The 19700-nt window shown below is 52.9% G+C and carries 12 protein-coding genes; 10 read left to right on the forward strand and 2 right to left on the reverse strand.

From position 1 onward, the window contains the following. The first annotated feature begins 86 nt into the window (after nt 1-86). Nucleotides 87-515 (forward strand): 50S ribosomal protein L11, encoded by a 429-nt coding sequence (gene rplK, locus ACO5JD_RS06230; RefSeq protein WP_021626273.1) that lies wholly within the window; start codon nt 87-89, stop codon nt 513-515. A 98-nt stretch (nt 516-613) separates the two neighbouring features. Next, entirely contained in the window at nt 614-1321 is a 708-nt protein-coding gene (gene rplA, locus ACO5JD_RS06235; RefSeq protein ID WP_484988473.1) for a 50S ribosomal protein L1, read from the forward strand. A gap of 97 nt (nt 1322-1418) precedes the next feature. On the opposite strand, the gene ACO5JD_RS06240 is transcribed toward rplA, so the two are convergent. Together ACO5JD_RS06240 and ACO5JD_RS06245 are read right to left on the reverse strand one after the other, a co-directional pair. Beyond that, nucleotides 1419-2741, reverse strand: a complete 1323-nt coding sequence (locus ACO5JD_RS06240; RefSeq protein WP_484988475.1) for an ATP-binding protein — start codon at nt 2739-2741, stop codon at nt 1419-1421. 20 nt (nt 2742-2761) lie between these two features. Beyond that, nucleotides 2762-3487, reverse strand: coding sequence for a LytR/AlgR family response regulator transcription factor (locus ACO5JD_RS06245; protein ID WP_484988477.1), 726 nt, complete (start codon nt 3485-3487; stop codon nt 2762-2764). A gap of 149 nt (nt 3488-3636) precedes the next feature. Here ACO5JD_RS06245 and ACO5JD_RS06250 point away from each other — a divergent pair, with 149 nt between their 5' ends. From ACO5JD_RS06250 to ACO5JD_RS06285, 8 genes are all read left to right on the forward strand, one after another. Beyond that, nucleotides 3637-6075, forward strand: a complete 2439-nt coding sequence (locus ACO5JD_RS06250; protein WP_484988479.1) for a glycoside hydrolase family 3 C-terminal domain-containing protein — start codon at nt 3637-3639, stop codon at nt 6073-6075. Between the two features lie 53 nt (nt 6076-6128). Further along, on the forward strand, nt 6129-6632 hold the full coding sequence (locus ACO5JD_RS06255) for a PTS cellobiose transporter subunit IIC (RefSeq protein ID WP_484988481.1): 504 nt from the start codon (nt 6129-6131) through the stop codon (nt 6630-6632). A 237-nt stretch (nt 6633-6869) separates the two neighbouring features. Next, the gene (locus ACO5JD_RS06260) at nt 6870-9791 is read left to right on the forward strand and encodes a glycoside hydrolase family 3 protein (protein ID WP_484988483.1); all 2922 of its coding nucleotides are present in this window, start codon (nt 6870-6872) and stop codon (nt 9789-9791) included. Between the two features lie 9 nt (nt 9792-9800). Further along, the gene (locus ACO5JD_RS06265) at nt 9801-9968 is read left to right on the forward strand and encodes a hypothetical protein (RefSeq protein WP_484988485.1); all 168 of its coding nucleotides are present in this window, start codon (nt 9801-9803) and stop codon (nt 9966-9968) included. 191 nt (nt 9969-10159) lie between these two features. Next, on the forward strand, nt 10160-10681 hold the full coding sequence (gene rplJ / locus ACO5JD_RS06270; protein ID WP_021626916.1) for a 50S ribosomal protein L10: 522 nt from the start codon (nt 10160-10162) through the stop codon (nt 10679-10681). A gap of 82 nt (nt 10682-10763) precedes the next feature. Beyond that, nucleotides 10764-11144 (forward strand): 50S ribosomal protein L7/L12, encoded by a 381-nt coding sequence (rplL, locus tag ACO5JD_RS06275; protein ID WP_484988487.1) that lies wholly within the window; start codon nt 10764-10766, stop codon nt 11142-11144. A 460-nt stretch (nt 11145-11604) separates the two neighbouring features. Continuing rightward, nucleotides 11605-15114 (forward strand): DNA-directed RNA polymerase subunit beta, encoded by a 3510-nt coding sequence (gene rpoB / locus ACO5JD_RS06280; protein ID WP_484988489.1) that lies wholly within the window; start codon nt 11605-11607, stop codon nt 15112-15114. 5 nt (nt 15115-15119) lie between these two features. Continuing rightward, entirely contained in the window at nt 15120-19541 is a 4422-nt protein-coding gene (locus ACO5JD_RS06285) for a DNA-directed RNA polymerase subunit beta' (protein ID WP_484988491.1), read from the forward strand. Nucleotides 19542-19700 lie beyond the last annotated feature (159 nt).

The following is a 19700-nucleotide window of genomic DNA, read 5'->3' on the forward strand; positions in this document are numbered from 1 at the left end:
CTTCAATGCGGGTCCGACATCGGTGAGGATTGCTTCTCGGACCCGTTTGCAGATAGCAAGTTCGAGACTTATACAGGAGGCATCCAATGCCCAAGAAGAAGGTTACACACTTTATTAAGCTCCAGATTCCTGCTGGTCAGGCAAACCCTGCACCTCCCGTAGGCCCTGCTCTGGGTGCTGCTCAGGTCAACATTATGCAGTTCTGCCAGGCATTTAATGCACAGACCAAGGACAAGATGGGCGACGTTGTCCCCGTTGAGATTACTGTTTATGAGGATCGCACCTTTGAGTTTGTTCTCAAGACTCCCCCCGCAGCCTTCCTCATCAAGAAGGAGCTTGGTCTCAAGAGCGCATCGGCTGTGCCTCAGCGCGACAAGGTTGGTCAGCTCACCGATGAGCAGGTCACCAAGATCGCTGAGATCAAGATGCCCGACCTCAATGCAAATGACATTGAGGCGGCAAAGAAGATTGTCGCTGGTACCGCTCGTTCCATGGGTGTTACTATCGCTGAGTAGTTCTGCTTGTTAGTTTGTAGTTTTCTCGCATGCGGATTCGCCGCAAAGCGAGCGTAGATGTGGGAGGGCACGCCGCCCGTTGACCACAAGGAGGAACAATGGCAAAGCACGGAAAGAAGTACAACGAGGCCGCAGCAAAGCTCGATCAGAGCAAGCTGTATACCCCCATGCAGGCGATGGAGCTTGTGAAAGAGCTTTCTGTCGCAAAGTTTGATGAGACTGTTGATGTTGCAATCCGTCTGGGCGTTGACACCCGTAAGGCCGACCAGAACGTTCGTGGCTCCATCAGTCTTCCTAACGGCACTGGTAAGACCGTTCGCGTTGCTGTTTTTGCTGAGGGCGAAAAAGCCCGTGAGGCTCAGGAGGCCGGCGCTGATATCGTCGGTGCTGATGACCTTGTTGCTGAGGTTCAAAAGGGCAACATCGATTTTGATGCTGTTATTGCTACCCCCAACATGATGGGTAAAGTCGGTCGTCTTGGTCGTATCCTTGGCCCCCGCGGCCTGATGCCCAACCCCAAGCTTGGCACCGTTACTATGGACGTTGCAAAGATGGTGGGTGAGCTCAAGGCCGGTCGTGTTGAGTACCGTGCAGACCGTTATGGCATCTGCCACGTTGCTATGGGTAAGGTTTCCTTTGATGCCTCCAAGCTTGCAGAGAACTATGGCGCTCTTCTCACCGAGCTCCTGCGCGTGAAGCCCTCTTCTGCAAAGGGTCGTTATGTCAAGTCCGTTGTGGTCTCTTCTACCATGGGACCTGGCGTCAAGATTGACTCTTCCATCACGCGCGACTTCCTCGAGGCCTAAGTCTCAGCTTCGTATTTGCGTCTATTACAACCCCACAGCTTTTAGGGCTGTGGGATTGTTTTTTATGCCCAAGAAAACGGTATATGTTGCGGTGGCCTTAGCGGGTAGATGCCGGGAGCATGATGTTGATGTGGTACACATCGCCCTCAAAGTTGGTGACCACAGTGCCTTCATGGCGCTGTACGAGAGCGACGAGCGCTTTGGCATCTGATTCGGGAATAACGCGATTGCCAGGGAGCTGATAGCCTTCAAGATGCATTATTGCCATACCTGCACGCTGGCGCAAATCAAACTTTATGGCGCGTCTCTCTGGATTTGTAACTGCACTCGTGGCTGCAAGTGCATCATCGAGCAGAGCGGCAACCAGCTGATTGAGGTCGGCAGGGGAGAAGTCTGCAAGTGTCGTACCATCTGCGACACAGGTAAATGTGATATCCGCATGTTCGGCAAGAAGTGATTTTTGAGACAAAATAACGTCGAGAATTTCGTTACCCGTCAAAACGTGCGTGTCGTACACCTTAATCTCGTGAGCTACCTCGCGCAGCAGTTCGCGATTGATGCCAGCTTGGGATTCTGCAAGGAGTCTCAGTATATGATGCCGCATTGCGTGAGTCTTTGCATTAATAGCCGCAACGGTGTCGCGAGAAAGACGCCATTGACGCTCTTGTTCGCCCATGAGTTGATTTACAAGAGCAACTTCGGTTTGCAGGCGGCTTACATAGAGCAGCTGATATTCCATAAGCATGGTAAAAATGCAGGTTAAACCATGAATGATGCGATAAAAAACAATCCAGTGAACTGGTGTCATGATGAGTTCAAGGTACTTGTTGGCAACATCAAAACCAATAACCATCAGTAGCACCACAACACTCATCGCCAGCATGGAATGGTCAGCTATGGGCGAAAGGCCTTCATCTTCAATGTCACGAACAAACACAAGGTAACTAAGGCCATATACCACGATTGTGGTAACAAGTGTCACCATCAGATGGCTCACAATTGAAGGCGGCATAATTCCAACGGTGCGCATGATGAGAAAGAAAAAGTTCTCGGCTCCCGAAGCGATATTTTGCATCGTGTAGCCCATCGTGCAGCAAAAGATAGCAGTTGACGTCGAGGTGTCCCAAATAACCCTCGTGATGAGAATACTAAGCACTAAGAGTGCACTGAAGAGAATCTCTTGTGAAAGAATGGTTTCTTGTGAGTCAGCCGTAAGCTGAGGAAAAGCTACCGCGCCTATCCAAGTACCGATAGCAATGGCAATAACGCTCAACAACGCGATGCCAATCGCACGTAGGCGTGCATGGCCGCGAAGAGGAAGTTTGCGCGCAAACAGCCACACCGCATAGGCCAGCTGCCCGATGGTGGTGAAGGTTTGCACAAAGAGAGCAGCACTATCTAGGATAAGCGGAGGTGTCAAAAAGCTAGGTAGCGGGCCCATTATGCTATGCTGCCTAGATAGGTGGCGATAGTGGCAAGTGCTGCTTTGCGTTTGCCACGGCTAAGGTATAGTAGACTGCCATCAACCATCTCAAGCTTGTAGCCTGAGATATGACGTATCATAGACATGTTTACTAACTCACTGGCAGAAGTGCGCACAAAAGGAGCTCCCAGAGCCGTGAGCTTTTCTTCTACCTCACCGAGCGTACCGCGAGAAACAACGATGGTGCCATCGGTTAGGTGAAATGACAGTTTGTGGTTGCTAATTTCTACCCACGCCAGCGTATTGACCGCAATAATGCGAATGCCATCATGAGTCTGCACAGTCAGCGTACTTTGCGTATTGCGTGTAACAATGCGCATTGCACGATCAACGCAGAGAGAAAAATCGCCATACGAAGACGACTTGACGATAAAGCCTACGGCATTTACGGCGTAGCCATGGATGGCAAATTGGGCAAGATTAGTCACAAAAATGAGGGGCGTACTGCCATCTACCTCGCGTAAAGCCTCGGCAGCCTCCATGCCCGTTTCTCCAGGCAAATCAATATCCATAAAGATGAGGTCAGCCCTATGCGCAGCGGGCTCAAAGGCCATCGCGGACTCTAGATGGGTAATTGCAAAATGTAGTTGGTGCTCATGGGCATAACGCAATAAATAACCCCGCAGGGCATCAGCCTCCATAGCGGAGTCTTCAATGATAAGTACGCGCACAATCTGATTCATAGTACCCCCGCCCAAAGTGTACCACGGCGCTTCGGATTGTCTGTTAATGACAGATTGCGCCATGCTGCGTGCAACCTACGCCAGAGACCCAGCCAATCTTGGTGGCTGTCATAGTCTAGAGGTGAAGTAGTCGGCCGAGGAGGGATTCCATGGCGTACGAGCACATCATTGCAAAAATGACCATTGAAGAAAAATGCGCGCTCCTGTCAGGCGCCACCGCATTCAAGACCCGTGAGATGAAAAAATATGGCATTCCTGCTATGCAATTTTCGGATGGCCCTCACGGCCTGCGTCTGCAAGGGGAGGGCGCCAACCATTTGGGCATTGGTGGATCGTTGCCAGCAACCTGTTTTCCCACGACTGCCACGGTTGCCAATAGCTGGAACCCTGAAGCTGGCGAGCGTTTAGGAAAGGCTCTTGGCGAGGAGTGTCTTGCCGAGAAGGTCGACGTATTGCTTGGCCCTGGCCTCTGCATCAAGCGCAGTCCGTTGTGTGGCCGCAATTTTGAGTACTTCTCCGAAGACCCTTACCTTTCGGGCAAGATGGCTGCTGGCTATGTGCGAGGCATTCAGTCCCAAGGCGTTTCGGCCTGTCCCAAGCACTATGCCGTTAACTCGCAGGAGACTCGTCGTCAGGCATCCGACTCGGTACTTGATGAGCGTACCCTGCGCGAGATTTATGTTCGCGCCTTTGAGATTGTGGTTAAAGAAAGCAACCCCGGCTGCCTCATGAGCAGCTACAACCTCGTCAATGGCACCTACGCCAACGACAACGAGCATCTGCTTAATGAGCTGCTTCGCAAGGAGTGGGGTTACAAGGGTGCGGTGGTAACTGACTGGGGTGGCTCCAACAATCACGCTGCAGGTGTGCGCGCAGGTTCCCATTTTGAGATGCCCAATCCTGGCCTGTCGTCTGTGCGTGACCTTATCACGGCAGTTGAGCGTGGCGAGCTTTCAGAAGAGCTGCTCGACCAGCGCGTGGAAGAGTCGCTTGGCCTCATTCTGCCAACCACTGCAGCTACTCAGGCTGCAGGCAATGACTTTGATCAGGCTGCGCACCATGCTATTGCACGTGATATTGCCGCAGAGTCTATCGTGCTGCTCAAGAATGAGACAGCTGGGGATGGCTCAGCAATCTTGCCGCTTGCATCTGGCACGCGTGTTGCTTTGGTAGGCGATTTTGCAGGCACTCCGCGCTATCAGGGTGCAGGCTCCTCGCTGGTTAATCCCACAAGCCTTGATACGCTGCTGGATTGCATTGAGGGTAGCGGTCTTGCCCTTGCGGGATATGAGCCTGGCTTTGAGCGCCATGGCGGAGACAATCCTGCTAAAGCCGCAGCTGCCATTGAGCTTGCACAAAAGGCTGACGTTGTTCTGATGTGCATGGGGCTTGATGAGCAGGCTGAGTCTGAGGGTGCTGACCGTCTTTCCATGCGCGTCAATCAAAACCAGATTAATCTTTTGCAGCAGATTGCAGAGGTTAACACGCAGATTGTGGTTGTTTTCTCAGGTGGTAGCTCGGTTGAAAGCGAGTGGGCGAGCAACGCATGCGCGTTGGTATATGCCTGTCTCGGTGGCCAGGCTGGTGCTGCTGCCGTACTCGATGTTATCTGTGGTCGCGTGTGTCCCTCGGGTAAGCTCTCCGAGACTTGGGCCAAGAGTCTGGCCGATACTCCCACTGCAAAGACCTTCCCCTCGCAGGAGGTTAATGCTGAGTATCGCGAAGGCCTGTATGTGGGCTATCGCTATTACCAGACAGCTGGCGTACCCGTTGCCTTCCCCTTTGGTTTTGGTCTGTCCTATACAAGCTTTGAGTATTCTGACCTTACGCTTTCAGGCCACAAGGCAACGCTCACCGTCAAAAATACTGGCGCCGTTGCAGGGGCTGAGGTAGTTGAAGCCTATGTTGCAAAGCCTGACGCACAGATTTTCCGTCCTGCTCAGGAGCTCAAAGGCTTTGCCAAGCTCTTCTTGGAGCCTGGTGAATCTCAGGAGGCCATCATCGACCTCGATGACCATGCCTTTGAGTACTTCAATGACAAAACCAATGCATGGGAGTGCGAGGGCGGAGCGTATGAGCTGCGCATTGGAGCCTCCAGTGAGGATATTCGCCTGACAGCTATCGTTACGCTCCAAGGCAGTGGAGCGGTGAATCCCTATGAGGGTCTTACGCTTCCGGCTTATGAGACTGGCAAAGTTGCCTCGGTAGATGATGCACAGTTTGAAGCTTTGCTCGGCCACCCCGTGCCCTCCATGAAAGCCAAAATTGACCGCAACATGTGCTTCTGCGACTTCATTCACACACGCAGTCCTCTGCTGTGGCTCATCTGGGCCGTGCTTTCAGCTCTCAAAAAGTCTGGCGAGAAGAAGGGCACGCCCAACCTCAACGTTTTGTTCATCTGGAATATGCCACTTCGTGCACTAGCCAAAAACGCAGGCGTGGTGTTCTCAATGGCAGCGGTGGATGGTCTCGTCATGGAAGCTAAGGGCTTCTGGATTATTGGCCTTGCGCGCATGTTTGTGGGCATCATTGCCAACCTTATCCAAAACTCCTTGCAGGCAAAGAGGCTCGATCAGCTCAATGCTTAGGACTCAGGTTATAGACGTTTTATCTATATGTATGACAAAGAAGGGGACAGATTATGGCTTTTAAAGAGTGGGCAGACCAACATCAGGCGCTCTGGGAGTTTATTAAGTTCAACATCCTTTCCAATGTTTCAACTATCGCGCGCTTTGCGTTTGGTTGGATTGGTACGGCGGTCTTTGTAAATGCCCTTGCCATGATACAGCCCTTTAGCTTCCTTATCTTTAATTACACAGCTGCAAGCTCTAATGGCTTGGGTGGGTTTTTGACCTTCCTTATTGCCGAGACGGTGGCACAGCTTGTTAACTTCTTTGTTCAGATGAAGTTTGTCTTCAAGAGCGATGCTGCTTTTTCTGAGTCGGGTCCCAAGTACGCCGTACTGGCCATTCTCATCATCGTGGTCAATCTTGTGTTACCCGGCCACCTTACCAACTTCTTTGTAGGCAGCATGGGAATGTCTTCTGAGCTTGCCGCAACCTTGGTTTCTGTGGTCAACACGCTGTTGGCTGTGGTTGTGAGCTTCCCTCTGCTCAAGTTCTGGATTGCTCCCGAAAGCAAGTAAGGGAGATAGCTGCCAAAGCGTGCGAGCAGGTGCAAACTACGCCATGTTTTCGACCGATTGCGCCAAGCTTCGAGGTCGGCACTTTGGGCATTTAGAGTGGTAGTAAGCAAGACTGCGCATAGGTCTCTCTGGGGTTAGATGGCTTGTGTGCGCTGTAAAAAGGGCGGTATGCGCTAGAAGCTAGCGCTGGTCGCAAAAGCCGCTAGTGCGGTAGAGATTGAAGAAGGGGGTAAGAGGATGCTAGGCATCAACATGGAAGATGTCATCACGGTGCTCAATTCCGTTATGACCCAGCTGATCATTGTTGGCGTTGCGCTCGTTGTGGCGATTCTGGTGACCATCTTTACCAGCAAGAAACGTATTGTCAAAAAGGGCACGAGGCGTCTTGTTCATTCCGTCACGTGGCTTGTTGCCATTACTGCCATCGTGATTGCTTTCCAGCAGATGATGTTTGGGCCGCTGCAGACGCTGCTCAACAATGCTTCTGGTTCTGGCCAGCTGAGCCAGGAGAGCATTACGCAGGCAAAGGACCTTGCAACCGATATTGAAGAAGAGGGCATCGTTCTTCTTGAGAACAAAGACGCAGTCCTTCCTCTGCAGAACACCAAGGTTAACGTCTTTGGTTGGAGCTCCACCAACCCTATTTATGGTGGTACTGGTTCTGGCTCCATGAATGCCAACTATGAGACCACCTCTATTTTGCAGGGTCTCACCGAGGCAGGCATCGAGTACAACACCGAGCTCAGCGATTTCTATACGGCATATCGTTCTACTCGTCCTGTCATCGGTATGGTCAATCAGGAGTGGACGCTTCCCGAGCCTCCTGCAGCTACTTACACCGATGAGATGATGGCAAGCGCCAAAAAGTACTCCGACACTGCTGTTGTTGTCATTGGCCGTTCTGGCGGCGAGGGTGCAGACCTTCCTCACAAGATGGGCAACATTCCTGTGAAGGGACCCCAGACTGCAAAAGAGATTGCATCTGACCTAGAGAACTCTGGTTTCATGGGTTCTGTCGAGACCGTGTATCACAACAACTCGGCTGACTACGATGACTTCACCGCTGATCAGGGCTACCTTGAGCTTTCCAAGACCGAAAGCGACATGCTTGACCTCGTGTGCGCAAACTTTGACAACGTTGTCGTAGTTTATAACGGCGCAAACAACCTCAACATGAGCTTTGTTGAGAATCACCCTCAGATCAAGGGCCTCCTCTGGGCTCCTCCTGCAGGTCAGACAGGTTTCTCTGCTCTTGGCTCCATCCTCACCGGTAAGGTCAATCCTTCCGGCAAGACCGCAGATACCTTTGTCCGTGACTTTACCCAGACTCCTTGGTACAACAATATCGGCAGTTTCAAGTATGACAACACCAAGGAGCTCAACGCAAAGCCCAGTCCCAATGATGGTGTCGTAAGCTTCGTTGACTACGTTGAGGGCATCTATGTTGGCTATCGTTACTACGAGACTGCAGCTACTGAGGGCGCAATCGACTATGACAAGCTGGTTCAGTACCCCTTTGGTCATGGCCTGTCCTACACGACCTTTGAGCAGAAGATGGGCGATGTCACCTATGCAGATGACGGCACCATCAGATTTGACGTAACCGTTATCAACACGGGTAAAGTTGCTGGTAAGGACGTCGTTGAGGTTTATTACAACCCGCCTTATACCGATGGTGGTATCGAGAAGGCAAGCGCCAATCTCGTTGAGTTTGCCAAGACCGATACCCTTGAGCCTGGTGCATCTCAGACCATCTCTATCGCTTTTGACGATGATGACATGGCCTCTTACGACTACCTCAACGCCAAGGCATACGTGCTTGAGAAGGGCGACTACATCGTCTCCATCAACAGCGACTCTCACAGCATCATTGACCAGAAGACAGTCAATGTTCCTGAGACCATCACCTACAACACGGCAGACAACACCCACAATGGCGACGAGACCGTTGCAACCAACATCTTTGATGATGCAAACGGTGGCGTTACCTACCTGAGTCGTGCTGGTCACTTTGCCAACTACGCTGAGGCAACCGCAGCTCCCACCAACTTCACCATGTCTGATGAGGTGAAGGCAAGCTTCTACACCAACACCAACTACACTCCTGAGGACAACGAAGACGTTGAGATGCCTACCACGGGCGCCAAGAACGGCATGTCTCTCTATGAGCTGTATGGCAAGGACTATGAGGACGCTGCTTGGGACACCCTGCTTGACGAGCTGACCTATGACGAGATGACCAACCTCGTTGGTATGGCTGGCTATGGCAATGCAGCCGTTGCCTCCATCAACAAGCCTCTTCAGGCTGACGTTGACGGTCCCGCTGCGCTGAACAACAACTTCACCGGTGTTGGTTCCATCGGCTTCCCTGCTTCCACCGCTGTTGCCAATACCTTCAACAAGCAGCTTGCTCTTGAGTACGGCAAGATGATTGGCAAGATGGCACAGGAGATGAACGTCACTGGTTGGTACGCACCTGCTCTGAACGTTCACCGTTCTCCTTACGCTGGTCGTAACTTCGAGTACTTCTCTGAGGATCCTCTGCTTTCTGGTTCCATGGCAGGCCAGCAGATTGCTGGTGCTAAGGAGCTGGGCGTGTATGGCTTCATCAAGCACTACGCAGTCAACGATCAGGAGACCAACCGTAACTCCATGCTCTGCACCTGGTCTAACGAGCAGGCTCTGCGTGAGATTTACACCAAGGGCTTCGAGATTACTGTCAAGGACGGCGGCGCAACCGCAGCAATGAGTGCCTTTAACTACATTGGCAACCGTTATGCTGGTGCGCATCCCGCGCTGCTCCAGACCCTTCTGCGCGACGAGTGGGGCTTCCGCGGCTTCGTGCTGACCGACTACTTTGGTGGTTATGGTTATCAGCTTGCTGATATGGAGATTCGCAACGGTGGTGACGCAATGCTCGCAACCACTGACACAGGCTTCAACTTGATTACCGACAAGAGCGCTTCTACCGTTTCTGCTCTGCGCACGGCTTCCCACAACATCCTCTACACCGCAGTCAACAGCTACGTGTATGAGAATGGTCAGCCCCCGACGCCGACCCCCACTTGGGCCTACATCTTCTACGGTGTTGCTGGCGTTGTCTGCGCAGCCGCAGTTGCTGGTGTGGTCCGCGCATTCATGAAACGCGAAGAGGCATAAGCTCTCCGTTTGTTCGCAGCGCTTCTAGGCTCTACCACAAAGGCTCATGGCATCTTTGGTGCCGTGGGCCTTTTTATGGACGACTGCCAGCCTGATGCCGCTGCTGCCAAATTTGAATTTTCTTGGAAGCACGCGCTGCACCTTGACGTGGATGCTTGTGCGTGCAAGAATGACTAACGGTAAAAAGCACGTCCGCTGCCAGAGACAGCCGGTGCCGCAAGGCTTAAAGGGGAGACCCGCCTGCCGAGGTGGTCATTAGAATGCACTTTCTAAGACCCCGCCTGGCACGCCAGGTGGGGTCTTAGCGCATGCAGGGCCCGCCAGCACCGGCGGCGCGTGCCCGATTGCATGCAAGGGAGGTGTAACTAATGCCAGCTCAGTCCAACAAGGACATGTTCGAGAAGATCAAGGCTGATGTTGAGGCTTCTGAAGGCCTGTTTGTCATTGATTATCGCGGACTGTCCGTCAAGCAGACCCAGCAGTTGCGTCGTAGCCTCACCGAGGTGGGCGCACACATGAAGGTCTACAAGAACAACATTGTCAGGATTGCTCTCGAAGAGGCAGGTCAGCCCGACATCAGCGAGTCGCTGCAGGGTACCTGCGCATATGTTTTCTTTGATAAGGATCCTGTCGACACCGCAAAAGCTTTGAAGGAGCAGGCCCAGAAGCTCGGAAAGATCGAGTTTATCAGCGCTATTGCTGATGGTCAGGCTCTTGATGCTGAGGGTGCCAAGGCTTACGCAGAACTGCCTGGTCGTGATGAACTTATCGCTAAGCTCGTTTACGTTATCGGTAGCCCGCTGTCCGGTATTGCCCAGGTCGCTGCAGGTCCCGCAAGAGGTCTTGCTACTGTCCTTCAGGCTATCGCCGATCAGAAGGACGCTGCATAGCTCGTACGATTGCACGTCGCGTACAAAGCGCATTTGTTGCTAACCAGGGCACCTGCGTGCCCGACATAAAAGGAGAAATGACATGGCTGTCACCAAGGAAGAGATCATTGAGGCCCTGAAGGAGATGCCCGCCCTCGAGCTTTCTGAGCTGGTTCACGAGCTGGAGGACGTATTTGGCGTTTCCGCAGCTGCTCCCGTTGCTGTTGCTGCTGCTCCCGCAGCTGGCGCTGCCGCTCCCGCTGAAGAGGAGAAGACCAACTTTGACGTTGAGCTTACCGCTTTCGGCGACAACAAGATTGCTGTCATCAAGGTTGTCCGCAAGCTCACCGGCCTTGGTCTGAAGGAGGCAAAGGAGAAGGTTGAGTCCGCTCCCGCAGTCCTGCTCGAGGGTGCTAACAAGGACGACGCCGAGGCTGCCAAGAAGGAGCTTGAGGAGTCTGGTGCTACCGTCACCCTGAAGTAAATTTGTCCTTTTGGCAAATTGCTTTTGTTGGTGAAAGCTAGTGGTTTAAACCGCTACGACTTCACAGATAAAAGAGTCTGGGATTCGTCTCGGGCTCTTTTTTGTTATGGGTCATCAACTTGGTCCTACGCGTTCTTTACGTAGGGCAAGGTGTGCCCAACGCAAATGCAAACCGCAAATGGTTCATGTTTCGGAGTGAGTAAGCACAAAGGGCAGGTCAATTTTTTCTAAAGTCCGAGAAACGAACCATCTGTATAAAGGAGAGGCAAGCCAAGCAAACGAGGAGTGGCAAAACAGGCAAACTAACGACACATCGCCTCCACAGTTTACCTGCAAAAACGCCCTTCTAGTATTTTTATCCAATAAAGTCAAGCAAATTCTTGACGAAAGAGGAACTCTTCGGTACTTTATTAGATTGCGAAAAGTGCCATCTTTTACTCTTTTAAGGAGGATACGCCTGGTGTCTACCGCAAAGTCTTCCCAGCACCTGCAGTCCGAGCGTAGCAGGGTTAGCTTCAGTAAGATTCCCGCGTCTATGGAGCTGCCTAACCTCATCGCAGTTCAGAAGGAGTCGTTCGAGCGTTTCATGGGCGATGGTATCGCCGAATCGCTCTCTGAGTTCTCTCCGATTGAGAACTCTGCGGGCACAATGGAGGTCACCTTTGGCGACCACCAGTTTGGTGACGCTCCGGCAACTATTGCCGAGTGCCGTGCCAAGGATATTACCTATCAGGCACCTCTTTTTGTAGATGTGCGCTTCCTCAACAAAGAATCTGGCGAGATTAAAGAGCAGCTCGTCTTCATGGGTGACTTCCCCCTGATGACCGAGCGTGGTACTTTTGTCATCAATGGCACCGAGCGCGTCGTTGTCTCTCAGCTCGTCCGCTCGCCTGGTGTCTACTTCTCTCATGAGGTTGACAATGGCATGGACGTACACCACGTGCAGTTTATTCCTGCTCGCGGCGCATGGCTGGAGTTTGAGATTGACAAGCACGGTCACTTGGTGGTTTCTATCGACCGCAAGCGCCGTCAGTCTGCAACTGTCTTCCTGCGTGCGTTGGGCATCGCGGAGGATGATGACGAGATTTTGAACCTGTTGGGCGATTCTAACGTTGTCCGCAGCACTCTTGAGCGCGACGTCTCTACCAATCGCAATGATGCTCTGCTTGAGATCTATCGTCGTCAGCGCCCCGGTGAGCCTCCTACAGTTGACTCCGCTCGCTCGCTGATTGATGGCCTTTTCTTCAACAACCAGCGCTATGACCTTGCTCGCGTTGGTCGTTACAAGATCAACAAGAAGCTTGGTCTTGATGGCGATTCTCGCGTTATTACTGCAGAGGACATCATTACTGCCCTCAGGTACCTGCTTGCACTGCATGCAGGTGAAGCAGATCACAAACTTGATGATATTGATCACTTTGGCAACCGTCGCGTTCGCACCGTTGGCGAGCTTGTGCAAAACCAATTCCGTATCGGTATGAGCCGTATGGAGCGCGTCATTCGTGAGCGCATGGCTAGCCAGGACCCCAATGACATTACACCTCAGTCGCTGATCAACATCCGTCCCATTGTGGCAGCTATCAAGGAGTTCTATGGTTCTTCTCAGCTGTCGCAGTTTATGGACCAAAATAACCCGCTGTCAGGTCTAACTCACAAGCGTCGTCTGTCGGCTCTAGGACCTGGTGGTCTTGCAGGCCACAAGTCTGGCTCCAGCCGTCGTACCAATGTTCCGACCGCTGTCCGCGACGTTCACAACTCGCACTATTCTCGTATGTGCCCCATCGAGACGCCCGAAGGCCCCAACATTGGTCTGATTGGCTCGCTCGCTCTGTATGCACATGTCAATGAGTATGGTTTTATCGAGGCTCCTTATCGTCGTGTTGTTGATGGCAAGGTTACCGACGAGATTGACTGGATGACGGCAGATGAGGAAGAGAATCACAAGATTGTTCCCGCTGACGTTCCCACCGATCCCAAGACTGGCCGCTTTGTTGCGGTGCACTCTAACGGTGAGCTGTACGAGCCCGATGCGGTAGTTGCTCGTACCCGCAACTTTGACGGCTCCTTTGGCGCGCCCGAGCAGGTGCCTGTCGAGGAGATTGACTACATGGATGTTTCGCCGCGTCAGATGCTTTCTGTCGCAGCAAACCTCATTCCTTTCTTGGAGCATGACGACGCAAAGCGTACCCTGATGGGTGCAAATATGCAGCGTCAGGCTGTGCCTTTGCTGCGCACCACTGCTCCTTTTGTCGGTACTGGTCTTGAGCGCCGTGCTGCTAAAGACTCTGGCGAGCTGGTTGTTGCTGAGCACGCTGGCACCGTTGTTGAGGTCGATGCTTCTCACGTAGTGGTTGATACCGCTCAGGGTCCCGAGACCTACGAGCTGCCTAAGTATCAGCGCTCCAATCAGTCCACATGCATCAATCACCGCCCTGTCGTTCAGGTGGGTCAGCAGGTTAAGGCAGGCGAGGCTCTTTCTGATGGTCCTTCTATCGACCATGGTGAGCTGGCGCTGGGTGCTAACCTTACGGTTGCCTATATGCCTTGGGAAGGCTACAACTATGAGGACGGCATCATTGTTTCTGAGCGTGTTGTCCGTGAAGACCTGCTGACTTCGGTTAACATTTCTCGTCACGAAATTGATGCACGCGATACCAAGCTCGGTCCCGAGGAAATCACCCGCGAGATCCCCAACCTTTCTGAGGACATGCTTGCCAATCTCGATGATGATGGCATCATTCGCATTGGCGCTGAGGTCCGTCCTGGCGATATTTTGGTGGGCAAGGTTACCCCCAAGGGTGAGACTGCACTGACCGCCGAGGAGCGCTTGCTTCGCGCTATCTTTGGTGCTAAAGCTCACGATGTCCGCGATACCTCGCTCAAAATGCCCCACGGCGCTTATGGTCGTGTTGTCGATGTGGTGCGCTTTAGCCGTGAGGCTGGCGATGATCTCCCGCCTGGAGTCAACGAGCTCGTCCGTGTCTTTGTTGCTCAGCGTCGCAAGATTCAGCAGGGCGACAAGATTTCTGGTCGTCACGGCAACAAGGGTGTTGTCTGCAATGTCTTGCCTGTAGAGGATATGCCCTACATGGCAGATGGTACGCCTGTTGATGTCTTGCTTGACCCCTTGGGCGTTCCTTCTCGTATGAATGTTGGTCAGTTGCTCGAGTGCCACCTTGGCTGGGCTGCAGCTCAGGGTTGGGATCTTGAGAACGCTGATTCTGACAAGGTTGTTGACGGCCCCCTCTATCTCTCTACGCCTGTCTTTGATGGCGCATCCGATATTGAGGTTGCCGAGGCTCAGCACCGCGCCAACGTCAATATCATGAACAAAGCCAAGCGCGTTTATGGCGAGCACATGGACGCTGCAGATGCCGAAGATTTGGCCTTTATCCCGCAGCTCAACAACATGGGTAAAATGCCTCTCTACGATGGTCGTACGGGCGAGAAGTTCAAGAGCCCCATTACGGTAGGCACCTCTTATATCCTCAAGCTAGGCCACATGGTAGACGACAAGATTCACGCCCGTTCTACTGGTCCATACAGCTTGGTTACCCAGCAACCTCTGGGTGGCAAGGCTCAGTTTGGTGGTCAGCGCTTTGGTGAGATGGAGGTTTGGGCACTGTACGCTTACGGTGCAGCAAATGTCTTGCGTGAGATTCTCACCGTTAAGTCCGACGATACCAATGGTCGTGTCAAGACTTACGAGTCCATCGTCAAGGGCGAAAACATTCCTGACGCTGGCATTCCCGAGTCCTTCAAGGTTTTGGTGAAGGAGATCCGCTCTTTGGCTCTCAACATCGAACCTATTACCTATAAGAAGCAGGCACCAAGCACCCCGGTTTCCGCCGAGGATCAGGTCAAGTCTGTTGTAGATAGCTTTGCTTCTGCAAACAGCACCGATGACCTCATTGGTGCTCCCGCCGCGGAGCCCGTTATGGCCTCCAACAGCATCGACGATAAGGAGTAGCGAACGTGGCAGATTTCGATACGCCCGATTTCGACGCGATCAGGATCTCCCTTGCCTCTGCAGACCAGGTACGTAGCTGGTCTCATGGTGAGGTAAAGAAGCCAGAGACCATCAACTATCGCACGCTCAAGCCCGAGAAGGACGGTCTTTTCTGTGAGAAGATCTTTGGTCCTGTTAAGGACTGGGAGTGCGCCTGCGGCAAATACAAGGGCATCCGTTTTAAGGGTATTACCTGCGAGCGTTGCGGCGTGGAGGTTACTACCTCCAAAGTTCGTCGCGAGCGCATGGGTCACATCGAGCTTGCAGCTCCTGTGTCTCATATCTGGTATTTCAAGAGCCCCGCGTCCTTCCCCTTGGCTCGTCTTCTCGACGTTAAGAGCAAGGATTTGGAAAACATCCTCTACTTTGCCAGCTATGTGATTACCGAGGTTGATACCGAGGCTCGTGAGGCTGATGCAGAGGATCTTAAAGAAGAGCTGGCTGCTGACCTCGAAGAGCTCGATGCCGAGCGTGACGACGAGATTGCTCGTCTTATCGCTCAGGGCGAGGCAACAGATGATGAGTTCAGCGATGTCGAGCCTCTTTCTGCCGAGGAGGTCAAGGCGGGATGCGCCGACCTTGAGGCTGAGTATGAGGACGAAAAGAAACTTCGTCGCGAGGCATACGACAAGTTCATGCAGCTGGAGCCCCGTGAGCTTATCTCTGATGAGTCGCTCTTCTCTGAGATGAAGCATTACTACTCCATCTACTTCAAGGGAGGCATGGGTGCTGAGGCTGTTCGCGAACTTTTGCGCAACGTTGACCTTGGTACTGAGGCCGAGGAGCTGCGTGCCATCATTGCTGATGAGAATTCTCAAAAGCAAAAGAAGGATCGCGCTGTCAAGCGTCTGGAGATTGTCGATGCCTTCCTCAAGGGTGGTAACGATCCTGCAGACATGATCCTCGACGTTATCCCCGTTATCCCACCTGATCTGCGTCCTATGGTTCAGCTTGACGGCGGTCGCTTTGCTGCATCCGACCTCAACGATTTGTATCGTCGAGTTATCAACCGCAACAATCGCCTCAAGCGTCTGTTGGACCTCGACGCTCCCGCCATCATTGTCAACAATGAGAAGCGCATGCTTCAGGAGTCCGTTGACGCACTCTTTGACAATGGTCGTCGTGGTCGTCCCGTCTCTGGCCGCGGTGGCCGTCCTCTTAAGTCTCTTGCCGAAGCACTTAGGGGCAAGCAGGGTCGCTTCCGTCAGAACCTGCTGGGCAAGCGTGTTGACTACTCTGGCCGTTCGGTCATCGTTGTTGACCCTCAGCTCAAACTACACCAGTGCGGTCTGCCTTCTACCATGGCGCTTGAGTTGTTCAAGCCCTTTGTCATGCGTCGTCTAGTTGAGCTTAACCGCGTTGAAAATATCAAGGGCGCAAAGCGTGCCATCGATCGTAGTGAGTCCATCGTTTGGGACGTACTTGACGAGGTCATTAAAGACCGTCTTGTCCTGCTTAACCGTGCACCAACTCTGCACCGTCTGTCCATCCAGGCTTTCGAGCCCGTCTTGGTGGAGGGCAAAGCAATTCACCTGCACCCGCTAGTCTGCGCACCTTTTAACGCCGACTTCGACGGCGACCAGATGTCTGTCCATGTGCCTCTGTCGACTCAGGCACAGGCTGAGGCTCGCGTCTTGATGCTGTCCTCTAACAACCTGCGCTCACCTGCATCTGGTAAGGTGCTGACCGTTCCTTCTCAGGATATGGTCTTTGGTGTGTACTATCTCACCACCTCAGACGAGCTGCCCGAGGGCGAGCGTCCCCATGTCTATGCCAACTTTGAGGATGTCTTGGCTGCCTATGATGGCAATCCCGAGATGGATCTGCACCGACCCATCGTGGTGCGCATTGATGCCGCGGATGCCAATATCGAGGAGGGCGACAAGGAGATCTTCCGTGTCATGACCTCCAAGAAGAGCTATGAGGAATATGACGTCAGCGAACATGCTGAGCGTTTTGAGACAACGGTTGGTCGTGTTGTCTTCAACCGTCAGTGCCTGCCGCCTGATTATCCTTATATGAACTACAAGATGGCAAAGGGCGACATCTCTGCTTTGGTTAACGATTGCTGCGATCGCTATAGCACCGCTGCTGTTGAGCCAATCCTGGATGCCATTAAGGCCACTGGTTTCCACTACGCAACTCGCGCTGGTTTGACTATTTCCGTTTGGGATGCCGTTATTCCTGATGATAAGCCCGAGGTTTTGGCTGAGACTCAGGAGCGCGTCAACACTATTAATGAGCGCTATGAGGACGGTTTTTTGACCGAGCTCGAGCGACATAATGAGGTTGTCAATGCTTGGACGGCTTGTACGGAACAGCTGGGTACCGAGATGCTTGAGGGCTTCTCTGGTGACAATCCCATCTACATGATGGCTGATTCCGGCGCTCGAGGCTCAAAAACACAGCTGCGCCAGCTTGCTGGTATGCGAGGCCTGATGGCAGATATGTCTGGTGAGACAATCGACCTGCCCATTAAGTCCAATTTTCGTGAGGGTCTGGAACCCCTAGAGTACTTCATTTCTACCTACGGTGCTCGTAAGGGTCTTGTTGACACCGCATCCCATACCTCTGACTCTGGTTACTTGACTCGTCGTTTGATTGACGTCGCTCAGGATGTTATTGTTCGCGAGGAGGACTGCGGCACTGATGAGGCAGTTTCTTATGACCTCATCAAGCCGGGCGAGAGTGCCGTTGACACCGACCTTGTTGGCCGTTGTGTACTCAATGACATCGTTGCCGCTGATACTGGCGAGGTTATTGTTGCTAGTGGCGAATATGTCGAGTCTGTCGATCAGCTCCAGCGTATGTATGACTCTGGCCTGCGCAAGGTTGAGCTCCGCGCTCTGCTTACCTGCAAGTCTAAGTATGGTGTTTGCCAGAAATGCTATGGCTGGGACCTTTCCACCCGTCGTCCCGTCAATATTGGTACAGCAGTTGGTATCATCGCTGCTCAGTCCATTGGTGAGCCTGGTACTCAGCTGACCATGCGTACGATTCACTCCGGTGGCGTTGCCGGTGCTGACGATATTACGCAGGGTCTTCCTACGGTTGCCCGTATGTTTGACGTTGTTGGCAATGTCAACGAGAAAATTCTGGGTCGTGAGGCCGACTTGGCTCCGTACTCTGGCCGCCTGCGCATTACGCCCGAGCAGACCGAATACCTTATCCAGTTATTGGATCTTGATGATGAGACCCGTGTGCTGGAGGAGTGGCGTGTGCCTGCTTCTGTCCGCTTCATGCCTGGCATGGAGGACGGCGTGGCCGTACGTGCTGGTGATCAGATTACTCGCGGCTTTGTCAACTTCCGCAAGCTTCGTGGCCTCACCGATATCGAGGCGACGATGCACACCTTTGTCAAGTCGGTCAAGGATGTCTATACCTCTCAGGGTGTAGATTTGAACGACAAGCATATTGAGGTTATTGCCCGTCAGATGCTGCGTCGCGTCCGCGTTACTAACCCTGGTAGCTCTACTTACTTGCTGGGTCAGTACGTTGATCGCTACGAGTTCGCTGATACCGTACGCAACATTACCCTTGCTGGTGGCGTCGCACCTGAGGCCGAGCCTGTTATTTTGGGTACGCTCAAGGTTGCAAGTACTGTGGATAGCTGGCTGTCCGCCGCATCTTTCTCGCGCACCGCAGGCATTCTGACTGAGGTTGCTATCGAGGGTGCTACCGACCACCTGCTGGATCTCAAGTCCAATGTCATCATTGGTAAGCGTATTCCTGCAGGTACTGGCCTTGCCGCTTATAACGATGTCGAGCTTACCTATCATGGTCAAAAGATCGATGGACCCACCTCTCCCATGGCTAATAGTCTGCCGGAGTGGGCTCCCGATACTCTCAAGGGTATCGAGGAGAAGTTGCCCAAGCAGCTCGATTGGGTGGGCGATGATTACGGCTATGGCGGTGTCTTCTCCAAGAATGGCCGCACGCTTTCTAGCGAGGATGCCAAGCTGTATCTCTACGATGATCTGGGTGTGTCGCAGCGCTGGACCAACAAGTTCTCCGAGGTGGGTATTGAGACCGTTGGTGATTTGATTGGCAAAAACGAGGATGACCTGCTGCACATTGATGGCATCGGCGCCAAGGCTATCGAGGAGCTACGTGAGGGTCTTGAGGCCCGCGGCCTGCTTTATATCCTGGAGCCCGATGAGGACGAGGCTGACAGCGAGGATCTCTCTCAGTTGTTCAACATGGTTTTCTCGCCTGATGCTGATGTGATGTTGGGTACTGCTGCACCTGCCACCCCAGGCGTTCTTTCCCAGGAGGATTTGATTGGCGGCAGTAGCAGCGACCAGGGTGATGAGGAAGTCATCAACGAGGATCTTGGTTCTCTGCACGACCTTCTCTCTCAGGTTGAACGCCGTGAGGATGAAGAGTAAGGCAGATCTGTTTGCCTACTAGGTGAGATTTATAGGCTTCGAGCCTTGTGTGAGGCGCCTCCCATTTCTTGGATACGAGAAGTGGGAGGTTTTTCATGCGAAACGACTAAGGCTGAGATGCGACGAGGACATGAGACGAATGGCTTGCCCAGAGCGCTA

This window comes from Olegusella sp., assembly GCF_057238325.1.

Bases quoted from the DNA above. Each gene is read 5' to 3' on its own strand.
- rplJ (WP_021626916.1), top strand. From the start codon at position 10,160: ATGCCAGCTCAGTCCAACAAGGACATGTTCGAGAAGATCAAGGCTGAT.
- ACO5JD_RS06250 (WP_484988479.1), top strand. From the start codon at position 3,637: ATGGCGTACGAGCACATCATTGCAAAAATGACCATTGAAGAAAAATGC.
- ACO5JD_RS06260 (WP_484988483.1), top strand. From the start codon at position 6,870: ATGCTAGGCATCAACATGGAAGATGTCATCACGGTGCTCAATTCCGTT.
- ACO5JD_RS06255 (WP_484988481.1), top strand. From the start codon at position 6,129: ATGGCTTTTAAAGAGTGGGCAGACCAACATCAGGCGCTCTGGGAGTTT.
- rplK (WP_021626273.1), top strand. From the start codon at position 87: ATGCCCAAGAAGAAGGTTACACACTTTATTAAGCTCCAGATTCCTGCT.
- ACO5JD_RS06245 (WP_484988477.1), bottom strand. From the start codon at position 3,487: ATGAATCAGATTGTGCGCGTACTTATCATTGAAGACTCCGCTATGGAG.
- rplA (WP_484988473.1), top strand. From the start codon at position 614: ATGGCAAAGCACGGAAAGAAGTACAACGAGGCCGCAGCAAAGCTCGAT.
- rplL (WP_484988487.1), top strand. From the start codon at position 10,764: ATGGCTGTCACCAAGGAAGAGATCATTGAGGCCCTGAAGGAGATGCCC.